At 41.0% G+C, this 16,394-nt stretch carries 8 protein-coding genes; all 8 read left to right on the top strand.

Translation table 11 applies throughout. From position 1 onward, the window contains the following. Nucleotides 1-24 precede the first annotated feature (24 nt). On the top strand, nucleotides 25-3,375 hold the full coding sequence (locus N0B48_RS10420) for an FIDD domain-containing protein (protein WP_259838744.1): 3,351 nt from the start codon (nucleotides 25-27) through the stop codon (nucleotides 3,373-3,375). Between the two features lie 77 nt (nucleotides 3,376-3,452). Further along, nucleotides 3,453-6,314, top strand: a complete 2,862-nt coding sequence (locus N0B48_RS10415; RefSeq protein ID WP_259838743.1) for a T9SS type B sorting domain-containing protein — start codon at nucleotides 3,453-3,455, stop codon at nucleotides 6,312-6,314. A 138-nt stretch (nucleotides 6,315-6,452) separates the two neighbouring features. Further along, nucleotides 6,453-9,293 (top strand): T9SS type B sorting domain-containing protein, encoded by a 2,841-nt coding sequence (locus N0B48_RS10410; protein ID WP_259838742.1) that lies wholly within the window; start codon nucleotides 6,453-6,455, stop codon nucleotides 9,291-9,293. Between the two features lie 113 nt (nucleotides 9,294-9,406). Continuing rightward, nucleotides 9,407-12,805 carry an FIDD domain-containing protein gene (locus N0B48_RS10405; protein WP_259838741.1) on the top strand — a complete coding sequence of 1,133 codons (3,399 nt, stop codon included), beginning with the start codon at nucleotides 9,407-9,409 and terminating at the stop codon, nucleotides 12,803-12,805. Between the two features lie 333 nt (nucleotides 12,806-13,138). After that, the gene (locus N0B48_RS10400) at nucleotides 13,139-13,927 is read left to right on the top strand and encodes a hypothetical protein (RefSeq protein ID WP_259838740.1); all 789 of its coding nucleotides are present in this window, start codon (nucleotides 13,139-13,141) and stop codon (nucleotides 13,925-13,927) included. 202 nt (nucleotides 13,928-14,129) lie between these two features. After that, a complete protein-coding gene (locus tag N0B48_RS10395; RefSeq protein WP_259838739.1) occupies nucleotides 14,130-14,903 on the top strand; it encodes a DUF6759 domain-containing protein in 774 nt (257 codons plus the stop codon). Between the two features lie 98 nt (nucleotides 14,904-15,001). Further along, on the top strand, nucleotides 15,002-15,679 hold the full coding sequence (trmB, locus tag N0B48_RS10390; protein ID WP_259838738.1) for a tRNA (guanosine(46)-N7)-methyltransferase TrmB: 678 nt from the start codon (nucleotides 15,002-15,004) through the stop codon (nucleotides 15,677-15,679). A gap of 35 nt (nucleotides 15,680-15,714) precedes the next feature. Then, nucleotides 15,715-16,392, top strand: coding sequence for a DUF6759 domain-containing protein (locus N0B48_RS10385; RefSeq protein WP_259838737.1), 678 nt, complete (start codon nucleotides 15,715-15,717; stop codon nucleotides 16,390-16,392). Nucleotides 16,393-16,394 lie beyond the last annotated feature (2 nt).

Below are 16,394 nucleotides of genomic sequence, written 5' to 3'. Positions count from 1 at the left end.
ATTTGCTGCCCCTTATAATAAAGCATGAAAAAATTTCTACTAGCTATTTGTACTTTTCTTTGTTTAATCCTTAATGCACAGTTGGATACCGAGCACTGGTTTGCTCCCATGTCTGCAAGCTCTCTTCAGGGAGCACCTCAATGTTATTTATACCTGTCAACCAATGAAACGGTCCCGTTCTCCGTGCAGGTTTCCAATAATAATGTTGTATTCTCTACCGTACAGGTAAGTAAAGGAAACCCCGTACAGTTGGCTGTTCCCAGCAACTATATGATTGCTTCCACTCCCAACAATCTGTTTACCCAGAATTCCATGGGGCTGCATGCAAAGGGAAGTAAGAAGTTCTTTGCCAACTTCAGGTTTTCGGTTCCCAGCCAGGCTGAAATCATTACGTCTAAAGGATTGGCAGGTATCGGGAAAACTTTTTTCATAGGAACAGCACCTACTACCACTCCCAAAGATTATGTAAACTCCACTCTGGGAGTAACCGCTACAGAAGATAATACCACAGTAACCTTATCCGGTTATAATTCTGATGTTGTTTTCTCTGACGGCAGCGTAATGCCCACCAGAACATTTACGATCAACAAAGGAAAATCCTATATCATTGACGTCATCAGCGATATGGGCGGAGCGAGTAACAGAAAAGGATTATTAGGGGCAAAACTTGTTGCCAACAAACCTGTATCGGTAACAAACGGAAACTTCAATGGTCTTTATACCACTCAGAACAACAGCAACGTAGACATTCTGATGGATCAGGCAGTTCCTGTGGATCGATTAGGGAAAGATTTTGTAATGGTCAAAGGAAACGGACCTGCTAGCGTAGGGATGGAAAAAGCCTTAATCATTGCTACAGAAAATAACACTACTCTTATCGTCAACGGAAATCCTGTGCCCGGTGTCAACCTTAATGCCGGAGCATATTATATGATTGAAGGGACCAGTTATCTCAATCAGGGTAACGGACATTATAATATGAATATTTCCGCGAGCAAAAATGTTTACGTCTATCAGCTTCTGGCCGGAGCTTCCGGAAGTACGGTGTATCAGACCGGAGGTATGAATTTCATTCCGCCGTTAAGCTGCTTCTTACCTAAAGAGATCAATGAAATAGGCTTTATCAATAGAATTGGGGGAACTTATTACGATACAAAACTTAATATCATCACGCAGGCAGGTGCAGCTGTAACGCTGAACGGAAATCCTGTTGCCGCAGCTACAGGCCCATATCCGGTTACTGGAAATCCGGGATGGGTTACTTATTCTATCATGAATGTTTCAGGAAATGTCACCATCAACTCTACAAAACCTGTCACTGCAGGAATTGCGGCAGGGAGCGGCGCTGTGGGGTACGGAGGATATTTCGCGGGATTCTCCTCAGTTCCTGCGATTACAAAAACAGGAGATTGCTATGCAGGGATCCGCCTTGAGGTGGATAACAGTTATGATGCGTACCAATGGTATTTCAATGGTATTTTAATTCCCGGAGCAACTTCTTATTTTATCAATCCTGAATTGTACGGAGCGGGAGCTTATACTTGTTTTATCACCAAAAACAACTGTGAATCGAGGCTTACTTCTGAGTACGAATATACATTATGCCCACCGATATCCACAACAACTTATAATATCGGATCCTGTAATACCAAAGTGATTACACCGGTTTTCACCACTTCTACACAGGCCATCGTTCCTTCACATACAAGCATTATTTCTCCGCCAACCAATGGTACGGCCACGGTAAATGCTACGACAGGACAGATCACTTATACACCCAATGCAGGACTTACAGCAGATGCTACAGATTCTTTCATTTATTATATTGACGGAAACGGAAACCCAGCAGATTTTGAATATTTTAAAATCGTGATGAATATTGATGTGCTCCAGACTCAGAATGCGGCTTTGTCTTCCTGCGCCAATAACAATGGAAACGGAACTTTTGATCTTACAACAGCTGTTTTAAGTCCGGATACAGGTACAACGGCCACATATTATACCAACGCTAATTTAACGGGACAAATTACCAGTCTTGCCACGTATTCAGGACCTGCGGGAACCATTTATGCTAATGTGACTTCCTCATTCGGATGTTCTAAACCTGCGCAAATCACCTTATCCCTGAATGCTTCACCCAACGTGAATACCAGCAATTTTAATGCAAGCTTCTGTGATGATAATTTCGACGGAATTATAAGCGTAAATTTTGCTACGGTAACCCCACAAATCGTTACCAATTCTGCTACTTTCACTGTTCAGTACTATCTTGTTCAGGCAGATGCTACGGCAGGAAATAACAATACGCTTCCGGCCAACTGGACTTATACCGCCAATACAACGGTTTACGTAAGGGTTTCAGCCAACACAGGCGACTGTCCTCCGGTTTTTGGACAGATCAATTTTAAGATCGGAGCTAAAATCACTCTGATTACGAATTCAGTTTCAGCGGATGTCTGCGATAATGACCTCGGTGGTTCCGAATCGGCCAATCTTAACGATTATAAAAATTTATTTACCACGGATCCTACGGTAATTCTTTCATTCCATACTTCACTGGCTGATGCTCAGGCGGGAATCAATGCTATTTCACCAACTCAGAATATAACTTCGGTTCATACGTATTATGTAAGATTCCAGAGCAGTACAGGATGTCCCAATACAGGAATTCTGAAACTGACTTTAAAAACGCCTAAAAAATCAACAAGACTTCAAAACCAGGTAGTCTGTTCAGATGAAAAAGTCGTATTGGATGCAGGACCGGGATTCTCTTCCTATTTGTGGAGCAACGGAGCAACAACGCAGAGTATTACAGTGGGTGTAGGAAACTATTATGTAGATTTAGGCTTCAACGGATGTGTATACCGTCAGAGTGTAAGTGTAACAACCGCACAGGCACCTACAATTACGAGAGTAGATGTTTCCGGTTCCAATGCCACGGTTTATTTAACAGGCGGAACTCCTCCTTATCAATATTCCCTGGATGGAATGAATTATCAGACTTCCAATGTTTTTATGGGCCTTTCAAGAGGAATACACAAAGTATTTGTTCTGGGCTCAGACGGATGTCTTCCTGTGACTAAAGAATTCCTGGTATTGAATCTTGTGAATGCCATCACACCGAACGGCGACGGGCTTAATGATGTTCTTAATTATTCAGATTTAAGGATCAAGCAGAATGTAAGTATTGAAGTGGCTGACCGCTATGGAGCACCGGTTTACAAATCATCCGACAAGAATTATATATGGGATGGAAAGGTCAACGGAAGAAATCTCCCTACAGGAACCTACTGGTATGTGATCACTTGGACAGAGCCTGATACAAAATTGCCAGTTTCGTATTCCGGATGGCTTTTAATTAAAAATCGTGATTAATTTTTAACTTTTGTTATATTTATTTAATACTATTTCAAATATTATTTTAAATTTGTAGAAATCCTAATTCCACACACATGAAAAGATTTCTACTCAGCTTAGTATTACTTCTTTTATCAGTTAACACTCTCTTTGCACAAAGGGATACGGAACACTGGTTTGCTCCTATGGCAGCAAAACCGGCTGCTCTATTAAGTCCCAAACAGGCTTTATATTTTTCTACAGATTCAGTGACACCGTTTCCTGTAGAGATATACAGCAATGGCGTACTGCTTGGAACAGTAACGATCATGAAGGGAGATCCTAAAACGTACGACATTACAACAGCTACGATGATCACAATGACTCCAGCTGACATGTTTACACCTATTGGTAAAGGAATTTACACTAAAGGAACAAAACCGTACTACGTTAACTTCAGATTTAGTGTTAGCAGTCACGGGGAAATATTAACCTCAAAAGGGAAAGCAGGAATTGGAAAAAAATTCTATGCCGCTTCTACCCCAATGACCGGTCAGTCTATCACCTATACGAATTTTACAGCCGGAGTTTTAGCTACTGAAGACAATACAACGGTTACCGTTTCAGGATATAGCCCGGGACTGCAGTTTACAAACGGGAGTACAGGAACTACTAATCCAACTATGACATTTACCCTTAATAAAGGGCAAGCTTATATCATTGAGGGCAGGGACAATACCGGAACCAATGCCACAGGTTTTATTGGCGCAAAAATAGAAGCCAATAAACCGATATCTGTTACAAACGGTAACTTTAACGGACAGTTTGCCCTTCCTCCTGCTGCAGGATCTTCGGGGTCTGATATTGTAATGGACCAGTCTGTTCCTACAGACAGATTAGGAAATGAATTCGTTCTTGTAAAAGGAAACGGAGACAACAATGACGGAGACGAAGATGCATTGATTATCGCAACTGAAAATAATACGGAAGTTTATCTTAACGGATCTACCGCTCCTATCCAAACCCTGAATGAAGGGCAATGGATGAGAGTAGGTGAAGGACCAAACAGTACTTACGTATTCCCATATATTGATCAGGGAAACTCTCACTTCAATATGCATATCAAAACTTCTAAAAATGCATACGTGTATCAGCTTCTGGCTGGTCTTCCCAACAGTACGGCGACAGAAGGATTCAACTATATCCCGCCTTTGAACTGTTTCCTGCCAAGAAAAATCGACGAAATAGGATTGATCAGTGAGCTTCCTGAAAGTTTTTCCAGTGGTCCAAAAACCATCAAATTAAATATTCTTACTGAAACCGGAGCCGTGGTGAACGTTACCGTAAATGGAGCGCCGCCAGCAACGGTACAAGGACCTTTCCCTGTACAAGGAACTACAGCATGGGTATCTTATACTGTTCCCAATGTGACAGGAAATGTTACGGTTGTTTCCTCAAAAGCTGTTACTGCAGGTATTTCTGCAGGAAGTGGAGCTGTAGGATACGGTGGATATTTTGCAGGTTTCTCTTCCATTCCGGTCATTGCAAAGAAAACGGGTGAATGTGCGCCAGGTATCGTACTGGAAGTGGATGACGGTTATGAAACCTATCAGTGGTTTGTAAACGGAACTGCTATTGCAGGAGCGACTGCCAATACATTTTCACCAACAACTTCAGGAAACTATACGGTAAAAGTAACTATGGGTACATGTCCACCGGTTACGACGCCAATTTATAAAGTATTTACTTGTCTGAAACTTACCACTCAGACACTCAATGCATGTTCTACTAAAGTGATTACGGCTACATTTACGTCTTCAACGCAGACCGTAGTACCGGGAACACTGGTAATCATCACTCCACCATCACACGGTACAGCGGTAGTTAATCCAAACGGAACGATTACTTATACGCCTACAACCAACTACCTTGGGGCAGATCAGATTGTTTATAAATTCTGTGGTAATGCTGCTGAGTTTATCGATTGTGAGCAAATCACATTAAATCTTACTGTAGTCCCTTTCGTAGTAAGAGACGCTTCTATCAAGGCGTGTCAGTATGATGTAGATCCATATGCTTATTTTGATCTTACTAAAGCTAGCGTTACAGATTATAATTTAGTGATAAAAAAATACTATCCTACACTGGCTGATCTTAATGCAGGAACCAATGAAATCACTACTCCGGAAAATTATCCGTCTGCAGGAGGGTTCGTCTATGTAAAAGTAACGACAGCCGAAGGATGTACAGCGAATGCAAAAATTGAACTGATTGCTCTGCCAATTAAAAAATCACCAATTCTTGTGGATCAGTTTATCTGTGTAGACAGCAAAACAAATCTTAATGCAGGACCTGGATATGATTCTTATCTATGGAGCACGGGAGCCACTACAGCTTCTATCCTGAATGTAGGTATTGGAGAATATTCTGTAATCCTTGGTAAAAACGGATGTTTACTGAAGCAAGTAGTAAGAGTAAGAAAAGCTGAAGATCCGGTAATCACTAAGATTGAAATTTCAAATACAACAGCAACAGTTATTGTAAACGGAGGAAAAGCCCCTTACAAATATGCTGTGGATACTCCGGCAAACTGGCAGGATTCTAACGTATTTACAGGACTTACAAGAGGTCAGCATATATTCTTTGTAAAAGACACGTACAATTGTGATCCTACAACAGTGGAAGTAACTATTCCTAACCTGATCAATGCAATTACTCCTAACGGCGATAATAAAAATGACTTTATCGACTACAGCGAGCTGGCTTATAAAGAAAACCTGACTTTTGTAATTTATGACCGATACGGGAACATGATATTCACCGGAAACAAATTCAATAATTATAAATGGGACGGAAAACATTATGACAAAAAACTTTTAACAGGAACCTATTGGTATCATATCAACTGGAATGAATCAAACAAAGACAAAACCCCGATTCATTACACAGGATGGATTTTAGTTAAAAACATTGAATAAGTCTTCCATTTTAGTAAAATATATAACCGCGATTTAGTATCGCGGTTTTTTTTTGACCCAAAATCAATATTTTTTAAACATTTTACAATTCCACATTAAATATTCCACTATTTTTGCGAGAATCCTAATTTCAAATAAATGAAAATATTTTTACTCATTTTTATTTTGCTTTTTACAGCAATCAATCCGCTTTATGGCCAAAGAGATACCGAACATTGGTTTGCTCCTATGGCCGCACGAAGTGCCCAGATTTCGTCACCACAACAGGCATTGTATTTCTCAACAGATTCTACCACTCCTTTTCCTGTGGAAATCTACAGTAACAATACCCTGCTTGGAACAGTGACGATCGCAAAAGGAGCTCCACAGACCTTCCTGATTCCTTTGGGATCCATCATTACCAGCAATACATCTGAAATGTTTGTTCCGGTAAACAAAGGACTTTACACCAAAGGAACTAAACCTTATTTCGCTACCTTCAGGTTTTCCGTAGCCAGCCACGGTGAGATCCTGACTTCAAAAGGTAAAGCGGGAATCGGTAAAAAGTTTTATGCTGTAGTTTCGCCACTGGAAAACCCTCTTGTTTCGCTGAATTTTACAGCCGGAATTATGGCTACGGAAGACAATACGGTGGTGACGGTTTCAAATTATTCTACCAATGTCATATTTACCAACGGCTGGACCGCTGTAACCAATCCTACTCTCACCTTTACCCTTAATAAGGGACAATCTTACATCATTGAGGGAACAGGTGATATAGCTGGAAACAAAGAAGGTTTCATTGGAGCCAAAATAGAGGCTGATAAACCGATTTCCGTAACCAACGGAAATTTCAACGGTCAGTTTGCCATCATTCCTCCGGGTTCCATCCACGACGGGTCTGATATCGTAATGGATCAATCTGTACCTACAGACCGATTGGGAAATGAATTCGTTCTAGTAAAAGGAAACGGAGATATCAGCGAAAGAATGGAAGATGCCCTGATCGTAGCCACCGAAGGCGGTACTCAGGTGTACATTAATAATGCTACAACTCCCGCAGTGACCTTAAATGAAGGAGACAGCTACAGAGTCAACAAATTGAGCAATACGAATTACATCAATCAAGGGAACAACCATTATAATATGTACATTAAAACTACCAAAAATGTTTATGTGTACCAGCTAATGGCAGGGGTAGCAACAAGTAATGCGACGATTGGATTTAATTACATTCCGCCGTTGAACTGTTATCTTCCAAGAAAAATTGACGAAATAGGAAATATTAATATTCTCCCTCCTACGATCAACAGTGTAAAATTAAATATCCTAACAGAAACAGGAGCGGGAGTTACCGTAAACGGGGCAACTCCTCCTGCAACGCAGGGACCTTTTCCGGTTTCAGGAACCACATCCTGGGTATCTTATTCTGTCCCGAATGTGACAGGAAACGTTACCATCACATCCACAAAAGCTGTAACTGCGGGAATTTCCGGAGGAAGTGGTGTGGTAGGCTATGGCGGATATTTCGCTGGATTCTCCTCTATTCCGGTCATTGCCAAGCAGACCGGAGACTGTATTCCGGGACTTGTCCTTGAATTGGATGACAGTTTTGATTCTTATCAATGGTATAGAGACGGCAACCCTATTCCGGGTGCTGTAAGCAATTCTTTTACCCCTACGCAATCCGGTGAATATACCGTGAGGATCACCGTTGGGTCTTGTCCTCCAATCATCACTCCTGTTTACAAGGTTTTCACATGTCTTGCAGAAACTACATCAAACCAAACAGTGTGTGACGGGGTAAAACTGATCGTTCCTACATTTACCAATTCAACGCAGTCTGTTGTACCTGGTTCTGTGACTATCATTACTCCTCCTACAAATGGTAACGCGGTGATTGACCCTACTACAGGTGTCATCAGCTATGCGCCTGCCTTTAGTTACGTAGGACCAGATTCTTTTGTGTATAAATTCTGCGGAAACAATCCGAACTTTACAGACTGTGAGCAGGTAACCTTAAACTTAACGGTTTCAGAAAGTCCTACCGTTAACAATGCTGCTTTAAGAGCATGTTTCCTGGAAGACAATCCTGCTACAGGGTTATTTAATCTTACTAGTGCTCCTGTTACCATACAGCCGGGAGTTACTAAAAAATATTACCCATCTCCTACGGATGCTGACAACAGTACCAACGAGATCCTGAATCCTACCAATTACATTGCTCCTACCGGAGTTGCTTATGTAAAAGTAATCAACGCGAATGGCTGCTATAGAATTGCCCAGGTAACACTTACTGTTCTTCCTCCTGTGAAATCTACTGTCCTTGTTGACAAGATCATTTGTGTTGAAGATAAAACAACACTGGATGCCGGTCCTGGGTTCTCAGGCTACGCATGGAGCACGGGTGCCACTACACAGGCCATCACGAATGTTGGAGTGGGGACTTATTGGGTAAAACTGAAAACAGGAGACTGTGTGACCCTTCAGAATGTAAAAGTATATGCTTCGGAACAGCCGGTTGTTTCCAATGTTGAAATTTCCAACACTACGGTTACCGTATTTGCAATAGGCGGAAACCCACCTTATCAATATTCAATTGACAACATCCAGTGGCAGGATTCCAATATATTCGCAGATGTGGCAAGAGGTATATCGACAGTATATGTGAAGGACAGCTACAACTGTGATCCTATCAAAGTGGAAATTACAATCCCTAATCTGATCAATGCTATTACCCCTAACGGTGACGGTGTAAATGATGTTCTTGATTATTCATTGTTAGCAGGTAAAAAGAACCTTGAGTTTAGTATTTTCGACCGATACGGAAGCAAAATATTCCAGGGTGATAAAACCAACAGCTATAAATGGGACGGCACTATAGGCGGCAAGAGAGTTTCTACCGGAAATTATTGGTTTGAGATTCATTGGAATGAGCCTGCAGGCAAGCAAACTCCAGTAAAATATACAGGCTGGATCCTGGTGAAAAGCAGAGAATAATCTCCGAAAAATATAAGTTTCAAAACCGCGATATTACAATCGCGGTTTTTTTATTACTTTTTCAGTCGATGAATACATTTTATTATTAAATTTGTGTTAAACTCCCGCACTGAATGAAGAAAACTTTATCTTTTTTATTTATATTTTGTTTTTTCACCTTTACCTTTGCCCAATTGGACAGGGAACATTGGTTTGCTCCCATGATGGACAGGAGCGGAAGTCCGAATCCGTATCAGAAATTATACCTATCTACCAACAGAACAACATCTTTCCCGGTAAATATTTATAACAACAATGTGCTTATAGGCACTGTTAATATCAGTAAAAACAATCCCCAGAAATTTGATGTACTCAGAAATTATATCATCACTACCAATCAGGCGGATTTGTTTACACCTACTTCGAAAGGATTATATCTAAAGGCCGAATTTCCTTTTTACGCCAATTTGAGATTCTCTGTCTATAATCACGCTGAAATCATTACTTCGAAAGGAATACCTTCCACAGGAAAAAACTTTTATGCTGCGAACGCCCCCATTACGGTCAGTAATTCTATCTTAAGTTTTATGGCCAGCGTTCTTGCTACAGAAGACAATACAACAGTTACTGTAAGTGGATATAAACCTACTGCAGAATTTTCAAACGGAACTACAGGAGCCACGAATCCTACCATGACCTTTACCCTCAATAAAGGTCAGTCTTATATTATAGACGGAATAGGTTCAGCTCCCGGAAACACCGATCCGTTTATCGGGGCTAAGATCACAGCCAATAAACCGGTAAACGTGACCAACGGAAACTTCAATGGTCAGTACGCGGGAAACAATCCTACAAGCTCAGACATTTTAATGGATCAGGCCGTTCCGGTGGAAAGGCTGGGAACCGAGTTTGCCCTTGTGAAAGGAAACGGAAGCATAGGTACCAATATGGAGGGTGCCATCATTATTGCGACCGAAGACAATACTCAGATCTTTGTCAATGATGAAATTCCTCCTCTGACTACCATAAATGCGGGTCAGTATTTTATCATTCCTGATTCAAAATATATGAACCAGGGAGGAAACCACTATAATCTTTACTTAAGAACCTCTAAAAATGCATACGTCTACCAGGTTCTCGCAGGAGATTCCGCTTCGGGAAGTGAGGTAGCAACCGGCGGCTTCAATTTTATTCCGGCCCTGAACTGCTATCTTCCGAAACAGATCAATGAACTAGGCTTTATTAACGAGAATTTTGTTCACTCCAATGCTAACCCATCCGGAATTCTTAATATTCCGACAAAGCTGAACCTCATTACCCAACGGGGGGCCAATGTTTCTGTAAACGGAGCCACTCCGCTAGCATCAACCGGTCCGTTCAATATGACAGGAACCACTAACTGGGTAACTTACGGCATTCCCAATGTAACAGGAACCATCACGGTAGTTTCAGATAAAGCGATCACAGCAGGAATCAATGCGGGAAGTGATGCTGTAGGATACGGCGGTTTTTTTGCGGGATTTCCTACTCAGCCTGTTATCTTAAGATCAGGAGGAACCTGTGTGCCGGGAATCGTCCTAACCGTAGATCCAATCATTTATGACACGTATCAGTGGTATGTGAACGGAACCCTTATTCCGGGAGCTACAGGAGCGTCTATTACTCCTACACAGTCCGGATTTTATACCTGTTCAGTAACGATGGGAAGCTGCGCACCGCTGGTCACAGAACAGTTTAAGGTTCTGAACTGTACAAAGCTAAGTACTTCAACATATAATGTCTGTAGTACACAGACTATAACACCTACATTCACGAGCTCCCCACAAACCCCTGTACCTTCCACAGTGGCTATTGTCACTGCTCCTACTTTGGGTACAGCAGCTATAGATCCTGTCACCGGCATCATTACTTATACCGTTACTACACCGGGAACTACAGGGACAGATACTTTTACTTATACATTTTGCGGAAATGATCCGATTTTCACCGATTGTGAAACGGTGACCGTCACCGTCAATATACTTGCTCTTACAGTCATGAATGTTACTTTGCATGCCTGTAACATTAACGGACAGGGAACCTTTAATCTTACCACCGCAAATGTCACGAATAATTCACCGGTAACCATTACCTATTACCCTACCCTTCTGGATGCCCAGACAGAAAACGCGGCAGCGCTTATCACGACAGCCAATGCTTATACGGCTCCTGACGGTACCATTGTCTATGCCGTGGTAAAAAACAGTATGGGCTGTAAAAGTATTGCCCAGATCACTCTCTCATTATACAATCTTGCGATCATACTGAATAATTACAATGGTATTTTCTGTGATGATAATCTGGATGGAACCGTGACCGTCATATTACCTAATGTCACAGGTATTGTTCTGAATAATCCGGCCTATTTTACCAATGTAAGATATTATGCTGCATTGGCTGATGCCAATGCCGGAAATGCCAATACACTTCCTAACAGCTGGAGCTACACGGCCACGACAACTATTTACATCAGAGTGGAATCTCCGGATGGCTGCGCTACAGTGGTAAAACCTTTACAATTCAGTATTGGGGCAAGAATTACTCTAATAACAACATCAACGGCTACCAATATCTGTGACGATGATCTGGATGGAATAAAAGCGGTCAATCTTGCCCAGTTTATCCCTCAATTTACCCTGGACCCGAATGTCACGTATACCTTCCATACAACTTTAGCTGATGCTCAGAATGACACCAGTCCGATACCAGGTGCCGTGAATATTACAGGTACCCAAACGTATTATATCCGATTCGAGAAAAACGGAGTATGTCCTGAGGTTGGATCCATCAGAATCACAGTTAAAACACCGAAGAAGTCTGATATTTTAACAGACAAGGTCATTTGCCCGAAAGCTACGACTACATTAGATGCCGGTCCGGGATTTGAAAAATATTTGTGGAGCACCGGAGCCACTTCCCCTTCAATTTCGAATGTAGCTGCGGGAACCTACTGGGTAGAACTTACCTTTAACGGCTGTGTTTACAGGCAAACCGTTATAGTGAGTGAATCCCCTTCACCAATGATCACTTCTCTTGAGATCAATGGAACGACCGTAACAGTTGGAGCAAGCGGCGGTACTCCTCCTTACGAATATTCCCTTGACGGAGTAAGCTGGCAGAGTTCAAATGTTTTCAATAATGTACCGAGAGGTCCCCACAAAGTCTTTGTACGCGACTCTAAACTATGCGAGGAAGTTACAAGACCATTTGCTATCATCAATCTGATCAATACCATCACTCCAAACGGCGACGGGCATAATGAACAGATAGACTATTCTGCCCTGATGAGCCAGACGAATCTGGAATTCAGAATATTCGACCGCTATGGAGCTGAAATCTTCAGAGGAACCCCGGACAACAGGTTTACATGGGACGGAAGAATGGGCGGAAGACCTGTTCCTACCGCTACCTACTGGTATTTCATCAGCTGGAGTGAGTTTGGAACTTCTACTACGGTAAAATATTCAAGCTGGCTGCTGGTGAAGCATAAATAGGAGGCTAAGGTTGAGACTAAGGCTGAGGTTAAGGGATGGAAGCAGGATGATGGAAGTTTATGGTAGGATTATCATTGTTCTTTCAGTCCAAAATAATTTTTTATTTCGTCTTTAAAGGTCCTTGATATGTTGGGAAAATGGAGATATTTCATTCAGAATTCAAGGGAAATAATTTCGCGATATTGGTTAAAATCTCATCCTATCCTTTTTATTTACACCACTTTATAACATTCATTAACAGTTTAGTCTTAAAGTTTAATATAACTTTAACCTGAGATCACTATCTTAATAGGTATAAATTGCTGTATTTCTACGTAATTTTGCCCTAATTATATGAAGAAGCTAATTACCCTTTTGATGCTGGTTTTTCTAGCAAAATTCAGTGCACAGATGTATTCCGGAGAGGTATTTTTAAGAGACAATTCGATCTTATATCTTAACCAGGTTTATGTCACCAATCTGAACACTCAGAAAACCGTACTTACCGATTATAACGGAACTTATAACTTACCCGCTGCTCCTGGCGATGTGGTTCGTTTTACATCTATCGTTACCGAACGTAAAGATGTGAAGCTTACTCCCCAGATGATGCAGCAGAAAAATTTAATCGAATTAAAAATCGCCTATTATGAAATCCAGGAAATTGTGCTGACCCGTTTCAAGCCTACCGGAAACCTTAGGTATGATGTGAATTCGATCCGTAAAGTGGATAAAGGCCTGGCTCTTAAAAAAGTAATCGGCCTGCCTGAACCGAAAGGGGATGGTACTTCTCCTGAACTTCCTGTAGCCGGATTAAGGGACGGAGGGCTTACTTTCAGCTTAGAGAGTATTTATGACATCCTCTCGGGGGACAGAAAGAAAAAACAGCGTTATATGGCCTATGAAAGAATGAATAATTCTGTCTCTCAGATCAAAAATTATCTTGGGAAAGATTATTTTGCAAGATTCAAGATTCCGGAAAACCTTGTGGATAACTTTCTTCAGTTCGTTTATACCTCAGAAAATATAGAAGCCTATGTACTGGCCGGTAATTTTGAGGCGATCAAAATCCCGATTGAAAAATATCTGCCGATCTATCAGAAAAGGCTTAAAACCTCGAATCTTCAGGAAGTCATTAAATAGCTTTTTGATATCAATAATAAAAAAGGAATGTGTACTATTCAAAATTTATGGTATACATTCCTTTTTTGTTTAAAATTATGCTTAATTTCATATCACAATTAAGTGTTTAAAATAAAAACAACAGAACATCGTTATTATTGAGAAAACTAATTGACCAAATCAAATTAAGAGAGCACACCAAACTTTCACTTAATATTTGTCAATGAAAAAATTACTTTTACTTTTTGTTTCTGTTCTATGCTTTAGTGTGTCTGCCCAGAAAAAGGGAAAAGATTACAGCAATGTTATAAAAAGCAAGAACATCTACGAGATTAATGCTTTCCTGAGAGATGCACATCCCGATGATCCGCGAAGGTCTGTACTGAAGCCCCGTGTCATGGAACTGATGACGGCTTATATTAAAGACGCCCACCCCGCTGATCAGAAAGTAAAAGATATGCAGGAAATGCTTGCATTGCTGAAGAGAAGGCCTTCTACAAAGATCAGCTTCGATGAGATGAATGCCATTATCAAACAGAAACAGATCGCAAAATATAAAGCAGAGCTTGCCGCTAAAAAATCTAACGTAGTGTATACCCCAAGCACTGTCCAGAATACATTTGTCGTTAATGCCGCCGCCAATACAGCCATTCCGAATGCGGAAGCTGAAGAATTCAACATGCTGATGGCCGTCAATCCTGTAGAACATCAAAACAAAACGGTAAAAATACTAAACTCGTTATTCGACAACGATCCGAACAGTAAGGAAAGTATTATTCTTATCCAGAATAAATCCGACTGTAATATCATCGTAAGAATGGAAGGCGTAGGAACCACCAAATACAGGCTCGCGGTTCCGGCTCATGACGAGAGCTCAATTGTCATAGATAAAGGCCAGTATCTCTTTACCAGCCTTGTCTGCGGTGCACAATACGCTTCCCAAAAAACAATTCAGAAAGCGATCATGGTGGCATTGGGTAGTTCGGCGGCCCCTTAAACCCACTATAAATATACTCAGGACATGTTTTTTATATTTAAAAGACAAGGTAATCTATTCAAAATTTGCTATTTTTGCGGGATTTTATAAATGACTCGATGGGCAAAAATAAACTAGCAAGATTCGCAGAAAACAAGATATTACCGAACGTTATCCAACCAACCAGAGAAGATGCGCTGAAAGGTTCTCCACTTAAAGGAACATGGAGAAAAGAATTCTTCAAGAACGACAATCCTATTGTCCTGGAGCTGGGCTGCGGAAAAGGAGAATATTCTGTAGGACTTGCAAAAACATTTCCTGAAAAAAACTTCATCGGGATCGATATCAAAGGGGCTAGATTCTGGTTCGGAGCTAAAGAAGCTGTGGAAAGCGGTATGAATAATGTAGCGTTTCTGAGAACACAGATCGAGCTGGTAGATCATTTTTTTGCTGAAAATGAAGTTGACGAAATCTGGATCACGTTCCCGGATCCTCAGATCAAATACAGACGTACAAAGCACAGACTTACCCATCCTGACTTTCTAGAACGATACAAAAAATTTCTGAAACCGGGTGGAATCGTTCACTTAAAAACAGATTCGGAGTTTCTGCACGGCTATACTTTAGGATATCTTCAAGGGGCAGGACATGAAATCATCAGTGCTCACCATGACATCTATGGTGCTGCTGAATATGATCCGGGTACCGAACATTTAAGAGATATAAAAACCTATTATGAAGAACTTTTCTCAGCAAAAGGAAAAACGATAACGTATATTAAATTCCGGATAAGCTGATGAATTAACCAAACACATTGATGAAAAAAAACTTAATGACCCTCCTACTCATTTTCCTGGCCACGGGTTTTGTTTCTGCGCAGAAAAACAGCAAAGACATCCTTAAAAGCACAAATATCCGGGACATTGAAGAGTACTTAAAAAACGCACATCCCGAAGATCCTAAACGGAGTGTGCTGAAACCGAAACTTATTGCTCTGAAGAACGCTGAATGGACGAAAGGTGCAGCGAAGGCCAAACCTATGGAAGCCAGACCTGTAATGACGGACATTCCCAACAGATTCATGAGAAATTCCAATTCTGAAGATGCGGAAGAATTTAAAAAACTGATTACAGAAACCTCTGACCAGCATAAAGAAAAAACCGTACAACTTCTGAACGCCATGTTCGATGAAGATATTACCCGTAAAGAGGCTGTACTTCTGTTCAGAAATAATTCGGATTGCAATATCATACTGAGAATTGAAGGAAAAACGTTCTACAATCTCGCTGTTCCTGCACACGGAGAAAATTTCATTGTTCTTAATAAAGGTTCTTATACCCTGAACAGCAATGTTTGTGATATCAGGTACACCTCTGCAAAAGATATAAAAAAAAGTATATTTTTAGTGATTGAAAATCCCGGCGCCCTGAAATCTGAACCCGCTAAAAATCTGGCAGAAGATGAGAAAAAAGTGAAACGGGAAAAATCCATAAAAAAGAAAAGATCATAACT

The organism is Chryseobacterium herbae (assembly GCF_025154075.1).
GTDB lineage: Bacteria > Bacteroidota > Bacteroidia > Flavobacteriales > Weeksellaceae > Chryseobacterium > Chryseobacterium herbae.
Note: the sequence above shows the minus strand (reverse complement) of the source record. Positions and strands in the feature narration are given on the sequence as shown.

Excerpts from the sequence above, each read along its gene's own strand:
- N0B48_RS10405 (WP_259838741.1), top strand. The coding sequence starts at position 9,407 with ATGAAGAAAACTTTATCTTTTTTATTTATATTTTGTTTTTTCACCTTT.
- N0B48_RS10385 (WP_259838737.1), top strand. The coding sequence starts at position 15,715 with ATGACCCTCCTACTCATTTTCCTGGCCACGGGTTTTGTTTCTGCGCAG.
- N0B48_RS10410 (WP_259838742.1), top strand. The coding sequence starts at position 6,453 with ATGAAAATATTTTTACTCATTTTTATTTTGCTTTTTACAGCAATCAAT.
- N0B48_RS10415 (WP_259838743.1), top strand. The coding sequence starts at position 3,453 with ATGAAAAGATTTCTACTCAGCTTAGTATTACTTCTTTTATCAGTTAAC.
- trmB (WP_259838738.1), top strand. The coding sequence starts at position 15,002 with ATGGGCAAAAATAAACTAGCAAGATTCGCAGAAAACAAGATATTACCG.
- N0B48_RS10400 (WP_259838740.1), top strand. The coding sequence starts at position 13,139 with ATGAAGAAGCTAATTACCCTTTTGATGCTGGTTTTTCTAGCAAAATTC.
- N0B48_RS10395 (WP_259838739.1), top strand. The coding sequence starts at position 14,130 with ATGAAAAAATTACTTTTACTTTTTGTTTCTGTTCTATGCTTTAGTGTG.
- N0B48_RS10420 (WP_259838744.1), top strand. The coding sequence starts at position 25 with ATGAAAAAATTTCTACTAGCTATTTGTACTTTTCTTTGTTTAATCCTT.